This window comes from Nocardioides pymetrozini (assembly GCF_046058985.1).
In the GTDB taxonomy this organism is placed as follows: Bacteria; Actinomycetota; Actinomycetes; order Propionibacteriales; family Nocardioidaceae; genus Nocardioides.
This window is the reverse complement of record NZ_CP175556.1, coordinates 1,516,488-1,532,057: the sequence shown is the minus strand read 5'-3', so window position 1 is coordinate 1,532,057 and position 15,570 is coordinate 1,516,488. Positions and strand designations below refer to the sequence as shown.

Below are 15,570 nucleotides of genomic sequence, written 5' to 3'. Positions count from 1 at the left end.
CGGGCGCCCGGGCGACGCCGACCCGGCAGAGGCTGGCGTTCGTGGTGCCATTTTCTGCCGGGTCGGGGTGCAACTCAGGCACGTTCGCGCCGGGTGGGTCAGCGGCGGAGCAGGCGCCTGGCCCGGGCGACCAGGTTGTGCATCCCGCGGCGCACCCACGCGATGGGGCCGCGCCCGACCAGCGCACGTCCCAGCCGAGCGAACGCGCCGCGGACCCGGTCCACGCCAGCACGCCACGGCACCGACGCCAGGGAGAACCGGGCGAGCACCCGGCGCCACCACGGCGTCGCCTTGCGGATCCGGCGCAACGCGGTGTCGACGTCGGCCCAGTAGGCACGGGCCTCCTCGAGACTGGGCTCCACGGCGCCGTACACATGACGGTCCGCAGTGTGGGCCAGCGTGACGACAGGCACCGCGTCGTAGCGCTCCGCCGCGGCGTAGGCGCTCTCGCGGCGGGTGGCGCCGGGCGCCGGCCGTACGCCGAGGTCCCGCATCCGGTCCGCGAGCTCCCGCCAGGCGCCGGTCATCCGCACGGTCGCGTCGTCCGCCCGGCGGCGCCGGCGGCGGCGCAGGAACTTGTAGAGCAGCACACCCCACAGTGGCGAGAGGAGGAGCGCGACCTTCGCGACGTCGAGAGCGACGCCGAGGATCGTGCCGAGCACCGCGAGGATGTCGAGCTCCTTGCGGTGGCCGTCGCCCTGCTGGAGGTTGTCGGTGGCCTCCTTGGGCTCGCCGGGCACGCGCGGCGGCTGCAGGACCTGCGGCTGCGGGTCCTCGTTGGGGTCGTCGTTGGGACGCCGCAGCTTCTGGTCCTCGGGCGGGGTCGGGTCCAGGGGCACCCAGCCGGCGCCCTCGAGCTTGACCTCGGTCCAGGCCGAGACGTTCTCCCCGCGGACCTCGCCGCCACCGGGCGGCACCTTGAAGCCGATCACGACCCGGATGGGCAGGCCCATCCGCTGGCCCACGAGCGCCATCGCCGCGGCGTACTGCTCGGCGTTGCCGACGGGCGTCGCGGTCTTGGTGAGGACCGCGAGGCGTGCCGCGCCGTGTCCCGCGGGGACGTCGTCGTCGATGCCGTCGGAGTAGAAGCCGTGCTCACGGAAGGCATCGCGCAGGAACTGCGCCAGCAGGCCGTCGGTGCCTCCGCTGAAGCCGTCCTCGGTCTGCCAGCGCTGGACCCGGTCCACCAGCTCCTCGGGGACGATGGCCGGCGGCGGCAGGGACACCGAGTTGTCGGCGTTGAGCAGCGCGATCTCCTCGTCGACCAGGCTGGGCGGAGGGGTCGCCTCGATCTCGAAGGTGGTCCCCCGCTCGACGCCCCCGATCTGCGCGACCGTGCCGGTCTGCCGGTTGATGACGAGCTCGCCGACGGCCTCGCCGTCGGTGCGGCCGTCCTTGATGGGCGTCATCGCCAAGGTGTCGCCGACGCTGGGCACCCAGACGCCGGTGTAGTCGTTGACGGTGATCCGGCCGTGCACGCTCGCCTTGGCGTTGGCGTCCGGGTCGCTGCGCAGCCGCCGGAAGGTCCCCGAGTCGTGCGCCGACCCCGGTCCGCCGGAGACGTTCCAGACGACCCCGTCGTAGCTGTCCATGACCGCGAGCCGCACGAGGGTGCCGCTCTCCAGGCCGTCGACCGTGAACAGGGAGGTGCCGGTGCGCAGCGGCTCCTTCTTGTAGGCGCGGAACTTCGCGAGCGGGCTCGGGTAGTCGCGTGGGTCGAACGGCGGGTCCACGTGGTCGCGCAGCACGACCCGGTTGGCGTCGGGGTCCGCGGTCGCCGCCAGACCCGTCGCCGCGGCGCCGGCCACGCCGATCACGGCCAGCGTCGACAGGACCCGACGCCCCCAGCGGGCCCGGACGTCACGCATCGACCGCCAGCGCAGCCACACCACGCCGACGACCGCGACCGCCAGGCCGCGGGTGAGCGCGGCCGGAGCCGCGACGTCGCCGAAGGCCGAGGCGAGGACCAGGACCAGGCCGAGCACGAGGCCGGCGAGGCCGGGCCACCGCGACCGCCACAGCAGGACGGCGGCGACGAGGCCGCCGACCAGCCCCGTGACGAGCGGCACCAGCAGGACGATGCCGTTCTCGCCCAGCGGCACCGGCAGGGTGAGCGACTCGCGCCAGGCGCGCACCAGGCCGACCACCAGGTCGCGCAACGAGTCGGCCGTGGGCACGAAGCCGTTGGCGGTGCGGTTGGGCACGGCGACCGCGGAGCCGACCGCGAGATAGCCCGCCACCGCGGCCAGCGCCGTCAGCCACGGTCCCCACCGCCAGCGGGCGCCGAGCCAGCCGACGGCGACGCCGAGGACGAGCCCGGTGACGACGGCCACGAGCCACCGGTCCCCGGTGTAGGCCTGGCCGAGCGGCCAGGCGCACAGCGCGCCGAGCACCACGATGAGCGCCGCGTCGACCAGGGCCAGCCACCACGGCGGGAGCGAGCCACGGCCGCGGCGGCGCTCGGGGACGATCAGGACCGGGGCGCTCCGGCTGGCCGAGCGGACCGGGGGCGCGCTCGGCGGAGGCGGCGGGGGCGGGTGCTGCGACGTCATGCGGACACCCGCCGTACGGCGACGCCGAGCTCCTCGAGCCGGCCGACCGTCGCGACGCCGAGGTCGCCGAGCCAGCGCACCGAAGGGTCGTTCCCGACCAGGCAGCGCACCGCGATCACCCGCGTGTCGACGGGCAGGAACTGCCGCGCCCGGCGCAGCTCGGTGATGCTCACCCCCGAGCCGATGCACAGCACCATGACGCTCGCGGCGAGCTCGTCGACGCTGAGATAGCGGGCGACGTCGACGAGGTGCCGCGCCTGCCAGTCGTAGGTCAGCCCCGACAGGCCGTCGAGGAAGCGCTGCGCGCTGGCCGAGGGCAGCGAGGCGTGCGACGCGACCGCGCTGAGCTGCTGGCCGTCGGCGAGGGCCTGGGTGCCCAGCGAGCCCGCGATGGAGATGGCCAGCTCGAACTCGTCGTCGCTGGCGTAGTCCTCGAGCCGCGAGCTGACCATCGTCAGCAGGTGGGAGCGGCGGGTCTCCTCGAACTGACGGACCATGAGGGTGCCGGTCTTCGCGCTCGACTTCCAGTGGATGTGACGGCGGTCGTCACCGGCGACGTAGCCGCGCAGGGCGTGGAAGGAGACGTCGTTGTCGGAGACCTTCGGCACCGTGCGGCCCTCGAGGTCGCGGACCAGGCCGGCGGCCGAGCCTTCGACGCGCAGGGTCTTGGGGTGGACGTAGAGGGTGTCCATCTCGCTGAGATGGCGCTCGCGGCGCAGCAGTCCGAGCGGGTCCGCCCGGACGGCGGTCACGGGCCCGACGTCGAGGACCGCGCGGTGCGCCGTCGGCACCGCGAAGAGCTCCTCGTGCTCGGCACCCGGAGCCAGGCTGGGGAGCTCGAAGGCCGTGCGGCCCGCGCCGACGGGGAACTCCACGACCAGGCTGCGCGATCGGCGTCCGCTCGGGTTGGCGACGGTGAGATAGCCGTTGGCCCGCTCCCCCACGATGACGCGGTCGCGGGCCAGGTCGAGGCGCGCCAGCAGCGGCAGGCGCCCGACCACGAAGACCACCGCGATGAGGAGCAGCAGCGCCAGGAAGATCCCGCCGACGATCAGCTCGCGCCAGTGCAGCATCGGCCCGGCGACCAGGAGCGCGACCGCCATCACCGCCACGACCCAGCCCGCCGGCGTGACGGTGCCCGTGACCGGCGCGACGGCCCGGCGGACCCGCTGCGTCCGCTCGGCGATGCCGTCGCGCAGCCGCCCGCCCAGCGCCTGTCGGCGGCGGGAGAGGTCGGAGAGCGAGCGGCGCACGCCGGCCGCCCAGGAGCGGGGACCCTTCATCGGCTCATCGACCGGCCGGCTCCAGCGGCACCGAGACCCGCTCCAGGACCCGGCGGACGACCTCCTCGGTCGTGGTACCGCGGAAGTCCTCCTCGGGGTCGAGCACCATCCGGTGCGCCAGGACCGGCACGGCCAGGGTCTTCACGTCGTCGGGGACCACGTAGTTGCGCCCGTAGGACAGCGCCTGGGCACGGGCAGCCCGGACCAGGGCCAGGCCGGCGCGGACGCTCGTGCCGAGGACCACCTCGGGCGCCTCACGGGTGCCCTCGGTGATGCTCGAGACGTAGGAGTAGATGGCCTCCTCGACGTGGACCTGCTGGGCGAGGCGGATCAGGTGCAGCACGTTGTCGCCGCTGATGATGGGCCGCAGCACGGTGGCCGCCTTGCCCTTCGGGGCGTTCGCGAGGATCTGGACCGTGTTCGCGTGGTCGGGATAGCCGAGCGAGGTCTTGATCAGGAACCGGTCCAGCTGTGCCTCGGGCAGCCGGTAGGTGCCGGCCTGCTCGATCGGGTTCTGGGTCGCGATGACCATGAACGGCTGGCCCACCTGGTGGGTGACGCCGTCGACGGTGACCTGGTTCTCCTCCATCACCTCCAGCAGCGCCGACTGGGTCTTCGGCGACGCCCGGTTGATCTCGTCGGCGAGCACCACGTTGGAGAAGATCGGGCCCTGGTGGAACTCGAACTGCTGGCTGCGCTGGTCGAAGATGGTCACGCCGGTCACGTCGCTCGGGAGCAGGTCCGGCGTGAACTGGATCCGGTGGTGGTCGCCCTGGATGGTCTGCGCGATCGCCCGCGCCAGCGAGGTCTTGCCCGTCCCCGGATAGTCCTCGAGCAGCAGGTGGCCCTCGGCGAGCAGGGTGACGAACGCGAGACGCACGACGTCGGTCTTGCCGACGATCGCCTGCTCGACGTTGGCGACGAGCTGGGCGAAGGTCTGCGAGAACCACTCGGTCTCTTCGGAGGTGAGCGACATGGTGTCCTTTCGGGCGGGACCTGGCAGGCCCGGCGGGCCCGGGCGGGGTCGAGGCTAGTGGGCGGGCTAGTTGGCGGGGAGGTACTTGATGGCGGTCATGTCGCGGATCGTGACCTTCGCCGACCCGTTCCCGCTGAACCGGCACCCGTCTCCGACGTAGTAGGAGAAGGTGCCCAGCCCGTTGGCCGAGACGCTCCGGTCGTAGGCGCCGCACTCGCCCGACGCGGCGCCCTCGACGAGGCCGCTGATGGTCGTCTGCGTCTGGCTCGACTGGGGCGACTTGAAGAAGCCCTTGCCGTCGACCGCGAGGAGGCAGCCACCCCGGTTCGCGTTGCAGAACTCCCAGCTGAGCGTGAGCTCCTTCGGCTTCGACCGAGCCGTCAGCGGCACGACGTCGCTGTACTGCCGGTCGCCGCTCGCCGTGGAGACGGTGCGGGCGCGGATGGTCCGCTCCGTGCCTCCCTCGCCGACGTCGATCCGGTACGGCTGGCTGAGCGAGACCTCCTCGAAGGCGCCGCCGTCGACGCTGATCTCCACGCCCGTGACGGGCTTGCCGTTGGCGTCGCCCTGCTCGATCGAGAAGTCGACCGAGTACCAGCTGTTGCTCGTCGTGTAGCGAAGGGACGGCGTACCCGGCTTGCCCCAGGTGTCGATGCCGCCCAGCGAGTCGGACTCGCCCTCCACCGCGCGGTCGCCGTTGAAGGTGACCGCCCACACCTTGATCGAGTGGGTCGCGTTGGTGGGGAACTGGATGGCCGTGCCGTTGCCCGGCGCCGAGCCGACCACGGTGGTGGAGCCGGTCTCCGACTGCACGACGTAGTGCCGGATGGACAGGCCGCCGTCGTCGGCGGGCGGGTCCCAGGCGATCGTGGCCGTGCGGTCCGACGGCGACTCGCCGATCTCGCGCAGGTTGCGGACCGGGCCGGCCTTGGTCCACGGGCGTCCGGAGACGCTGGGACTCTTGTCGCTGGTGCCGGCGTCGTTGGTCGCGGCCACGGTGAACGTGACGGTCTTGCCCTTCTCGATCCCGTCGTTGACGTCGAAGGTCTTCGACGAGGTCGAGGCGTCGACGACGTACGTCGACCGGCTGCACCCGCTGCAGGTGATCGTGTAGCTGGAGACCGCGCTGCCGTTGCTCTGCGACTCCGACCACTTCGGCCACTCGACGCGGACCCACGGCTCCGCGGTGAACGGGCTGTCCTCGCTGGCGGTCAGCTGCGGCGCCGACCCCGAGCGCATGGGGATCCCGAACGGTGCGACCGCCTTCGACGGACCGGAGAACTGTCGGCGCGGCTCCACCTCGTTGATCGCGCGGATCTCGAAGGCGTACGGCGTGCCGTTGGTCAGGCCGCCGATGGTCATCGACCGCTCGTTGCCGCCGGCCTGCCAGGTGCGGCTGCTGCCCGCCTCCTTGATCTCGTACGCCGTGATCGGCGAGCCCTCGTTGGCGGGCGGGCTCCAGCGCAGGGTGAGCTGGCGGTCCATCCGCCCACCGGTCGGCTTGGGCTCGTTGACGATCGTGGGCGGGGACATGACGTCCGGCGCCTTGTTGGGGACGACCTCCTCCGAGGCCGGGCTCGCCTCACCCCAGCCCTCGCTGTTGTGGGCGCGCACGGTGAAGGTGTAGGCCTTGCCAGGAGTCAGGCCGACCAGGCGGCAGGTCGGCGAGCTGCAGCTCTGCTCGTAGCCGGGGCCGGTGACCTTGTACTCGTCGATGGGAGCTCCGTTGGAGTCCGGCTCCCGCCACGACAGGACGGCCGACGACGCCTCCACCGACGACAGGACCGGCCGCTGCGGCGCGCCGGGAACATCGATCACCTCGACGTTGATCCGTGCCGGCACCTCGCGGGCCTTGTCGCCGGAGGCGTCCGCGACGGTCACCTTGATCGTCGAGGTGCCCGTGGCCGTCGGCGTGAAGGACACCTCCGAGCCGTCGGCCTTGAGGTCCGCGAGCCGGCCATCGCCCTCGAGGACCGGCTTGCTGACCTTGATCGGCTCACCCGGATAGGGGTTGACGGCGTACTCCGCGACGTCGACGACCATCGACTTGCCCTCGTCGCCGGTGACGTTGATCGGCGGGATGTCGAGCAGCGGCCGGTCGCTGTCGACGATCCGGGCGGTGACGACCGCCTCGTCCGTGCCGCCGTGGCCGTCGTCGGCGATCACGACGACACGGAGCGTCTCGCCGTCCTTCGCGCCACCGCCCGCCTTGACCGAGAGGACGCTGTCGGACTCGATACGGGCCTCGAGGCCGCTGTCGGCCGACTCCACGGTCCACTTCATCGTCGACAGGTCGTCCTCGTTGGCGTCGCGCGTCAGACCGGCGAGGTCGACCTCCGCGGCGTCGCCGTCGGCGGTCACGTCCACGGCGGCGTCGCGCATCGTCGGCGCCACGTTCTCCGACGGCTCGACGTCGATCGGGATCGTGAGCAGGGACGACAGGGCGCCGTCCTCGGCGGAGGTGCGGCCGTCGGTGACCGAGACGGTGACCGAGGCCGGGCCGACGTGCCCACGCGCGGGCATGAAGGACAGGGAGGTCGGCTCGCCCTCGACGGCCTCGACGGCGCCGTTGACGGCCGTCGGCGTCGCGTCGGCCGCGATGCTGGGCTCCCGGCCGGCGCGGGTCACGACGATGTCCTTGAGGTCGAAGACCACCGGCTTGTCCACGACGGCCTTGACGGGGACCTTGCTCTTGTCGGTGGTCAGCTGCGGCGGGACGTTCTCGGTGCCCGTCACGTAGATGACGCCGAACGTGCCCGTCGACTCCTCGTCGGCGTCGTCGAGGCTGTACAGCACGATCTGGTCCTCGGCCTTCAGCTCGACCCGCACTGTGGCCTTGCCGACGACCTCGCAGGTGCCCTTGCTGCCGGCGTCGCAGCCACTGACCTCGAGGTCCGCCTTGGCGCCGTCGAAGTCGAGGTCGTTGTCGAGGACCGGCACCTCGACCATCGCCCCCGGCTCGCGGCCGATGATCTCGCCCAGCTCGGCGACGTCGTCGCGGGCGATGGGGGCGTAGAACGGCGCGTTGCGGCTGGCCGTCACCTTGAGCACGGCCTGGTCCGTCGCACCGCCGGCGTCCTGGATGGTGTACCCGACGTTGGTCGCCGCCACGCCGAGCTCCGGCGCCTCGCCGACCTCCAGCTCGACGAACCCGTTCTCGTGCTTGGGCTCGGGCGAGGCCGTGCTGTTGAGCTCCTCGACCCGCAGGGGGTCGTCGTCCGGGTCGACGTCGTTGGTGAGGACGTTGTAGGAGATCGTCCGGTTGGGCTGGACGAGCACGTTGTCGTCGAGCGCGACCGGGGCCTGGTTCTCGGTCTCCTCGGGTACGACGCCCACGCGGACCTCGGCGACGCCCGTGGCGCCGTACTTGTCCTGCACCATGATCTGGAAGAAGTCGGTGCCCGTCTTGTTCTCGAACGCCTCGTACCGGATCCAGTCCACGCCGGTGTCGAGCACGCGGCCGAACGACGGCGCGGTCAGGATGCTGCGGAACGACACCGCGTCGCCGTCGGGGTCCGCGCCGACGAGGTCGACGGAGATGACCTTCGGCCGCCCGGCGATGACCCGGTCGATGATGGGCTGCGGCAGCGGCGGGTGGTTGTTCTTCGCGGAGTCGGCGACGACGTAGATGCTGACCTCGGCGGACGCTTTGAGCCCGTCCACATCGCGCACACCGTAGATGACGGAGTAGTTGCCGGGCTCCTCGGGAGCGCGCAGGCGCAGCGTGTCGCCGGCGACCCACACGTCGAGGTCCTGGTCGTTGATCAGCTCGGACTGGAACAGCCGCGGCTTGCCGCCGTCGGGGTCGGAGTCGTTGCCGAGGACCGGGACGGTGGTCACCGATCCGGCGCGGACCGTCACCTGGTCCTTGTTGGCGATCGGGTGCCGGTTCTCCTGCGTGGCGCGGCGCTGGGCGATCACGAGCTGGCCGACGGTCGAGCTCCGGCCGTCGGAGACGACATAGTCGACCGTCGCCTGCTGGCCGACGATGTCGGTCGCCGAGCTGACGACGGCGAGCCGCTTGTCGACGATGGACACCTTGACGCCGGGGATCGACGGCCGCCCGACCCGCTTGACGACCAGCACGTCGCCATCCGGGTCGAGGTCGTTGAGCAGCAGGTCGACCTGCGCCGTGCCGCCCGCGGTGATCACGGCCTTGTCCCGTACGGCGACCGGTGGCCGGTTGTCCTTCGGCGGCGACTCGATGTCGAGGCGGATGAAGGACTTCTCCGTCGCCGAGGAGTTGTAGGCGGTGTACTCGAGGTAGTAGCTGCGCGCCTTCGAGGAGTAGAAGGTGAAGGTGCCGGACTCCAGGTCCTTGGAGATCTCGGTGCCCTGGTCGTCGCCGACCACCTTCACGCTCTTCAGGGTGAGGTCGCCGCCCTCGGGGTTGCGGTCGTTGGTGAGCGGCTGGACCACGACCCGGCTGTCGGCGACGCCGGAGGCCAGGTCGGGGACCAGCTCGGGCGGAGCGGTGGCGCCGAGGATCTGCACCTTGAGCTTGCCGTTGAGGACGTCGTCGAAGCCGTCCTCGATCGTGTAGTCGATCTCGGTGACCTTCGCGCCCGCGCCCGTGTCGGAGAAGGTGATCGTCCCGTCGGGACGGAACTCGACCTCGCCGCCGCGTGCGGTCGCCTCGGTCAGGGTGAGGTCGTCGCCGTCCATGTCGAAGAAGTCGGCCAGCAGGTAGTAGCTGGACGTCGCCCCGCTCGCCACGGTGAGCACCGGCTCGCGGTCCTCCATCATCTGCGGCTTGGCGTTCGCCCCGTTGTCCCGGATCGTCAGGTGGACCTCGGCCCAGACCTCCTCGTTGACCCGTCCGTCGGTCACGTAGTAGCGGAACACCGAGGTGCCGACGGCGTCGGCGGGAACGGCGACCTGCAGCTGGGTGCCGCCGCCGACGATGCGGACCTCGAGCTCGGGACCACTCACGTGCTGGGTCTTCGAGATGCTGATGATGTCGCCGTCGGGGTCGTGGTCGTTGAGCGCGACCACGGGGAGCACCGTCGACCGGCCCGGACGCGCACCGAGGTCGTCGTTCTGCGGCTCGGGCGGGCGGTTCTCCTGGTCGGGGATCTCCTCGGTCGTCTCCTTGAGCTTCGACTTGTTCTGGTTCTGCGGGTCGACCGCCGGCCAGTTGTCGATCTTCGCCTTGCCCGGCTCCTGGACCAGCCAGGAGTCTCCGGTGATGGCGTCGTTGAGCACGATCACGTCGCGGTTCACCCGGAACTGCAGGAAGGCCCCGGGCTGCATCGCCGGCAGCGGCGAGGTGTCGTCGTCGCTGTCGTCCTCGCAGTCGCGCAGGTAGTTGTTGGGCGACTGCGGGTCCGACCAGGCGGCGTACACGCAGCCGGTCCCGGTCATGTGGACGGGCGCCGCCGGGCGCCCGGCGACGGTCCCGCGGCTGATCCGCTTCAGGTCGCCGCCGCTGACCGGGGTCACCTCGAGGCCCTCGCGGGTGGCCAGGTAGAGCTCGTCGGCGTCGTCGGAGGGCTGCTGGAGCTCGACCTCGGACGGGTCGGGGGTGTCGACGGCGACGGGGTCGGCTCCCGGCCGGGTCAGCTCGAGGGTCGACCGGTTGAACAGCACCGGGGTGTCGCCCACCACGGTGAGAGCGACCATCGCCGGGTCCGTGCCGACGTGGTCGCCGAGCTCGATCTCGTCGCCGGCCACGGCGCTGCCGGACTCGTCGATGGTGAACGGCGTGACGACGCCCTTGCGGTCCAGGACGTAGGCGCGTCCGTCGGTGCCGACGGTGGCGCTCAGGGCGTTCTTGAGGTCGGGAGGCGTGGACTTGGCGGAGAAGCCGCGGAAGCCGTCGGCCGAGCGCACCCAGGCCTTCCCTGTGACCGCGTCGACGACCGCGAAGGTCTCGCCGCCGTTGGCGACGACGGCGCCGGTGGGCAGCGTCGTCGGGTCGAGGACCACGGCGGTCGCCACGTCGACGGGCTTGACCGCGCGCTCGGAGGAGGCGTCGTCGACGTACAGGTCGGTCTCGCGCTGGAAGATGTCGAAGTCGGTGCTCGTGGCGTCGACCCCGAGGTCGAGCTCCTTGATCTGCGGGTTGAGCCGGGCCACCAGACCCATGTCGCGGTTGGTGACCCACACCCCGCCGTCGTTGAGCTCCACCTCGGTGAACGGCTTGCCGTCGTGCTGGTAGGCCAGCACCACCAGGGTGCCCAGGAGCAGGGTCAGCGCCGTCGCGGACGCCACCCGGCGCCCGCGGCGCCACTTGTCGAACCACTTGCCGGAGCTGGTCATCGGCCCACCACACAGTGCTGGTCGGAAGGAGCGGAGGACTGGGCGCCCTCCCGCAGGACGGATACCTGGATGCAGACCGTCGCGCCGCGCGCCACGGTCACGGTCTTGCTGGTCGCCTCGGTGTACTCGGGCTCGGTCTGGTCGACTCCCCCACCCGTGAGCCGCACCTTGAACTCATCGCCCTGGCGCGGGTCGTCGTACGTCCACGAGAAGGTCCAGCGCGCGCCCTTGCGGTCCGAGGTGACCACCGGCGCCGGCGGCGCGTCGATCACCTCGACCGGGTCGGCCGGACCCTCGCCACGGACGGGGCCCTTGTCGGGACCCTCGTCGCCGGGCTTCCCCGCCAGGAGGGCGTAGCCGACCGCCCCGACGAGCGCGAGCACGACCGCCCCGATGCCCAGCCGGGCGGCCCAGCCGAGGGTGCGCTCCCCCGACCGCTGCGGGGGCGGACGGCGCAGCGAGCCGCCGCCGGTGGCGCCGTCGCCGGGCCGGCGAGTGTGCTCCTCGACCGCCGGCTGGACCGGTCCGGGCCGGTCGTGCACGGCGGCCGGGATGATCACCGAGACCGGACGCACCAGGGTGCGCGCGTCGTTGGGATGCTCCTCGCCGAGGGCGGACGGCGAGGCGTCCATCACCTCGAGCCGGGTCGGGGACTGGCGCAGCTCGATCTGCACGTCCTGCAGCTGGCGACCGAGCACCATCGCCGAGACGGGGCGCTTGTCCACCTCGACGGACATCGCCCGGCGCAGCACGTCGACGAGCGAGGGCGGGACGTCCGGCCGGCGCAGCGGCGTCATCTGGCCGCGCTCGATCCGGGTCATCAGGCTGGCGTTGTCGTTGGGCGCGTCGCGGCGCTCGAACGGCGGGTGCCCGATGAGCAGCGAGTAGAGCGTCGCCGCCAGGGAGTAGACGTCGCTGCGCACGTCGTGGCTCTCCGCGGACAGCGTCTCGGGGGGCGCCCACGGGATCGACAGCCCCTGCGCACCGGCCCCGGTCTCGCCGACGACGGACGCGATGCCGAAGTCGGTGAGGAGCGGGACGCCGAAGGTGCTGGTCAGGATGTTGTGCGGCTTGATGTCGCGGTGGAGGATCCCGGCCCGGTGCGCCGTCTCCACCGCGCTGGCGATCTTCACGCCGATGTCGAGCACCTCGCCGACCCCCAGCGGCTGGGTGCGATAGCGCTGGGCGACGTGGGGCGGCGGGCAGAACTCCATCACCAGGAACGCGCGGCCGTCCGAGCTCACCCCGGCCTGGTAGATCGGCACGATCGAGGGGTGGTTGGACAGCTGCGCCATCACGTTCGCCTCGGCGCGGAAGAGCTCGATGGACGCCGCGTCGCTGCCGCTGCGGAGGACCTTGATCGCCACCTGGCGGGTCGGCAGCTCCTGCTGGTAGCGGAAGACGTCGGCGAAGCCACCCTCGCCGACCAGGTCGACGAAGGTGAAGCCGGGGATCTGGGGTGCGTGCACTAGCCGACCTCGTCCGGGGCCGGGACGACGCTGGCCGTCAGGCCCTTCGAGAGCGTGAGGACGTCGCCGACCGCGATCTCGGTCGCCACGCCGGGCTCCAGGGGCTGCGGGAGCCGCCCCTGCCGCGCCAGCAGGGTGCCGTTCGTGGACAGGTCGGTCACCGAGACCCGCGCACCCTCGGCCGTCACCTCGAGGTGGGTGCTGGAGACGTAGGGATCGTCGAGGGTGACCAGGGCGGGCAGGTTCTGGCTCCCGCCGACCTGCTGGATGCGCGGGCTGCGTCCGATCAGCACCCGCCGCCGGACCGGGACGACACGGCCCGTCGACAGCGCCAGCGCGACCACGGCCCGGGGGGCGGACGCCTGCGGCGAGGGGACGGCGGGCTGGGCGGCGTTCGCGGCCCGCAGCGCCTGCAGCTGGGCCGGCGTGATGGTCCGGCCGTCGTGCTCGGCCGAGCCGGCTCCGGCCGGACCCGGCTGCCAGGCCGGCGGCGGTGCGGACGGCGGTGCTGATGGAGGTGCTGATGGAGGAGCGGATGGAGGAGCGGATGGAGGAGCGGACGGCGGTGCTGTCGGAGGCGCCGGCGGGGCGAACGGCGCGGCCGAGGGCGGCGCGCCGAGCGGGGCGCCCGCGGGAGTGCCGGTGGGTGAGCTCGCGGGCCGGCCGGCCGGTGGGCCCACCGGCGGCGTCGTGGCACCGATCGAGGACGCCGGGGCCGGGGGTGCCGGCGGGCTCGCCGGCGCGGCAGGACGGGGGGCGCGTACCACGGTGTACTCGGTGGCCGGGGGATGCTCAGCGGCCCCGGGAGCGGCCCCGGGAGCGGCCCCGAGAGCGGCCACGGGAGCGGCCGCCGGCGCGGGCTGCGGAGTGGGCCGCTCCGTCGTACCCGCCAGCGTCGGGCGCCAGGTGATCCCGGCGCTGCGGACCACACCGGCGACGAGAGGCAGCTCCGGCCCCGCGCTGGGCGGGCCGAGCGGGGCGATGTCGACGACGACGCCGGGCGCGACCGGCGCCGTGGCCTCGGTCCACATCGTGGCGTCCCGGCCGTCGACCTCGACGTCGGCCACGCGGACGGCGAGTGCGCCGCGGACCAGGATCCGGGCCTCGGCGCCGTCCAGGCGCACGACGGCGAACTCGGGCAGCGCCCGCAGGTCGCCGCGCGACAGCACCTCGACGACGGTGGGTGCCTCCAGGTCGCGCTCGCGCAGGGCGGCGACCTCGGCGAGCCGGTCGGGCGCGCACACCACGACCCCCTGGTCGGTCAGGAGCGTGGCCAGCTCGCCGGGCCGGTAGGTGGCGACGGGGTCGGTGCTCATCGGAGCCTCCCCGGGCCCGGCGCGGTGTTCTCGCTCGCCGGCGCGGTCGGGCCGTCCGCCACGACGTCGACCAGGACGACCGTGACATTGTCGTGTCCGCCGGCGGCGACCGCTGCGTCGACGAGCGTCTGGACGGTGTGGTCGGGGGCCATGCCCGCGGACAGGATGTGCAGGATCGCTGTGTCCGAGAGCTCCGAGGTCAGCCCGTCGGAGCACAGCAGCAGCCGCGAGCCCGGCTCGGCGGGGACCAGCGCGAAGTCGGCCTCGGACCGGGTCAGCGCCCCGATCGCACGGGTGATCACGTGCCGCTCCGGGTGACCCATCGCCTCGTCGCGGGTCAGATGGCCCGCGTCGATGAGCTCCTGCACGACGGAGTGGTCCTTGGAGATCTGCTCGAGCCGGCCGTCGGTGTAGCAGTAGGCCCGCGAGTCACCGATGTTGGCGAGCAGCCAGTAGCCCCGACCGTCCTCGAGGACGTACGCCGCGCTGACCAGGGTCGACCCCGGAGCGGAGCTGAACTCGGCGGCGAGGGAGGCGACGCGGGTCTGGGCGGTCGCGATCGCGGCCTCGACGTCGGCGGGCTGCACCTCGCGCAGCGTGGCCAGCGAGGCGAAGGACTCGACGACCAGCCGGCTCGCGACGTCCCCCCGGGCGTAGCCGCCCATGCCGTCCGCGACGAGGAACACCGGGGGTGCGACGAGCGAGGAGTCCTCGTTCACGGTGCGCACGCGTCCCGGATGGGTGCCGGCCGCATGGACCAGCCGCGTCGGCCGACCTGGCGACGACCAGGTCGCCGCACCCGTCGCATCGACCCGCACCGCTCGAACCCCCGAGACCCGTCCCATGTCCCCCCGCCCACCGGTGGGGACCCGCCGGGGGGCAGCCTAACCCGCAGGAGCGCGTCGTAACCCATCGACCGGGAGACAGTCCGCAAGACACTAGGGTGAGGGGATGAGCCAGAAGCCCGAGATCGACTTCGTCGACCCCACGCCCCCGACCGACCTCGTCATCACCGACCTGACCGTCGGGGACGGCGCGGAGGCCGCCGCCGGCAGCACCGTCTCGGTCCACTACGTGGGCGTCGCCCTGTCCAGCGGCGAGGAGTTCGACGCGTCGTACAACCGCGGCACGCCGCTGCAGTTCCGTCTCGGCATCGGCCAGGTGATCCAGGGCTGGGACACCGGCGTGCAGGGCATGAAGGTCGGCGGCCGGCGCCAGCTCGTCATCCCGCCCCACCTCGGCTACGGCGACCGCGGCGCCGGTGGCGTGATCAAGCCAGGCGAGACGCTGATCTTCGTCGTGGACCTGCTCGACGTGAAGTGAGCTGACGCGCGCATCGAGGGAAAGGGCGGGCCCGGAGGGTCCGTCCGCCGCCGGGCCCGGAGGGTCCGTCCGCCGCCGGGCCCGGAGGGTCCGTCCGCCGCCTCGATCGGCGACACGCTCGGCAGTATTACCAGGGCAGGTTGTCCGGGACGTCCTCGTCGGACACCCGGGCGGCCTGCCCCTGCAGCTCCACCACGTCGCCGACGACCAGCTGGCGGCCGCGGCGGGTCTCGACCTCGCCGTTGACCCGGACCAGCCCGTCGGCGATCACCGGCTTGGCCTCGGCACCCGACTCCACGAGGTTGGCGAGCTTGAGGAACTGGCCGAGCCGGATCGACTCGTCGCGGATCGGGACGTCCATCGGCTCGGGCACCCGGCCAGCCTAGGTCC

9 protein-coding genes are annotated in these 15,570 nt (G+C 72.7%); 1 reads left to right on the top strand and 8 read right to left on the bottom strand.

Annotated features, from left to right (window positions below; genetic code table 11):
* Positions 1–98 precede the first annotated feature (98 nt).
* The 7 genes from ACJ5H2_RS07445 to ACJ5H2_RS07415 form a co-directional block, all read right to left on the bottom strand.
* A complete protein-coding gene (locus ACJ5H2_RS07445; protein WP_408898936.1) occupies positions 99–2,552 on the bottom strand; it encodes a transglutaminase-like domain-containing protein in 2,454 nt (817 codons plus the stop codon).
* Complete coding sequence (locus ACJ5H2_RS07440) at positions 2,549–3,835, bottom strand: DUF58 domain-containing protein (protein WP_408898935.1); 1,287 nt, start codon at positions 3,833–3,835, stop codon at positions 2,549–2,551. The genes ACJ5H2_RS07445 and ACJ5H2_RS07440 overlap by 4 nt, the downstream gene beginning before the upstream one ends.
* A gap of 4 nt (positions 3,836–3,839) precedes the next feature.
* Positions 3,840–4,811 (bottom strand): AAA family ATPase, encoded by a 972-nt coding sequence (locus tag ACJ5H2_RS07435; RefSeq protein ID WP_408898934.1) that lies wholly within the window; start codon positions 4,809–4,811, stop codon positions 3,840–3,842.
* Positions 4,812–4,877: 66 nt separating this feature from the next.
* Positions 4,878–11,072 (bottom strand): Ig-like domain-containing protein, encoded by a 6,195-nt coding sequence (locus tag ACJ5H2_RS07430; RefSeq protein ID WP_408898933.1) that lies wholly within the window; start codon positions 11,070–11,072, stop codon positions 4,878–4,880.
* Positions 11,069–12,541 (bottom strand): serine/threonine-protein kinase, encoded by a 1,473-nt coding sequence (locus ACJ5H2_RS07425; protein ID WP_408898932.1) that lies wholly within the window; start codon positions 12,539–12,541, stop codon positions 11,069–11,071. The genes ACJ5H2_RS07430 and ACJ5H2_RS07425 overlap by 4 nt, the downstream gene beginning before the upstream one ends.
* Entirely contained in the window at positions 12,541–13,857 is a 1,317-nt protein-coding gene (locus tag ACJ5H2_RS07420) for an FHA domain-containing protein (protein ID WP_408898931.1), read from the bottom strand. Before ACJ5H2_RS07420 ends, ACJ5H2_RS07425 begins: the two co-directional genes overlap by 1 nt.
* Complete coding sequence (locus ACJ5H2_RS07415) at positions 13,854–14,585, bottom strand: protein phosphatase 2C domain-containing protein (protein ID WP_408898930.1); 732 nt, start codon at positions 14,583–14,585, stop codon at positions 13,854–13,856. Before ACJ5H2_RS07415 ends, ACJ5H2_RS07420 begins: the two co-directional genes overlap by 4 nt.
* A gap of 223 nt (positions 14,586–14,808) precedes the next feature.
* Between ACJ5H2_RS07415 and ACJ5H2_RS07410 the strand changes: the two genes are divergently transcribed.
* The gene (locus tag ACJ5H2_RS07410; RefSeq protein ID WP_408898929.1) at positions 14,809–15,180 is read left to right on the top strand and encodes an FKBP-type peptidyl-prolyl cis-trans isomerase; all 372 of its coding nucleotides are present in this window, start codon (positions 14,809–14,811) and stop codon (positions 15,178–15,180) included.
* Between the two features lie 127 nt (positions 15,181–15,307).
* Here the strand turns inward: ACJ5H2_RS07410 and ACJ5H2_RS07405 are convergent, their stop codons facing one another.
* Positions 15,308–15,541, bottom strand: coding sequence for an RNA-binding S4 domain-containing protein (locus ACJ5H2_RS07405; protein ID WP_408899598.1), 234 nt, complete (start codon positions 15,539–15,541; stop codon positions 15,308–15,310).
* Positions 15,542–15,570: the final 29 nt, after the last annotated feature.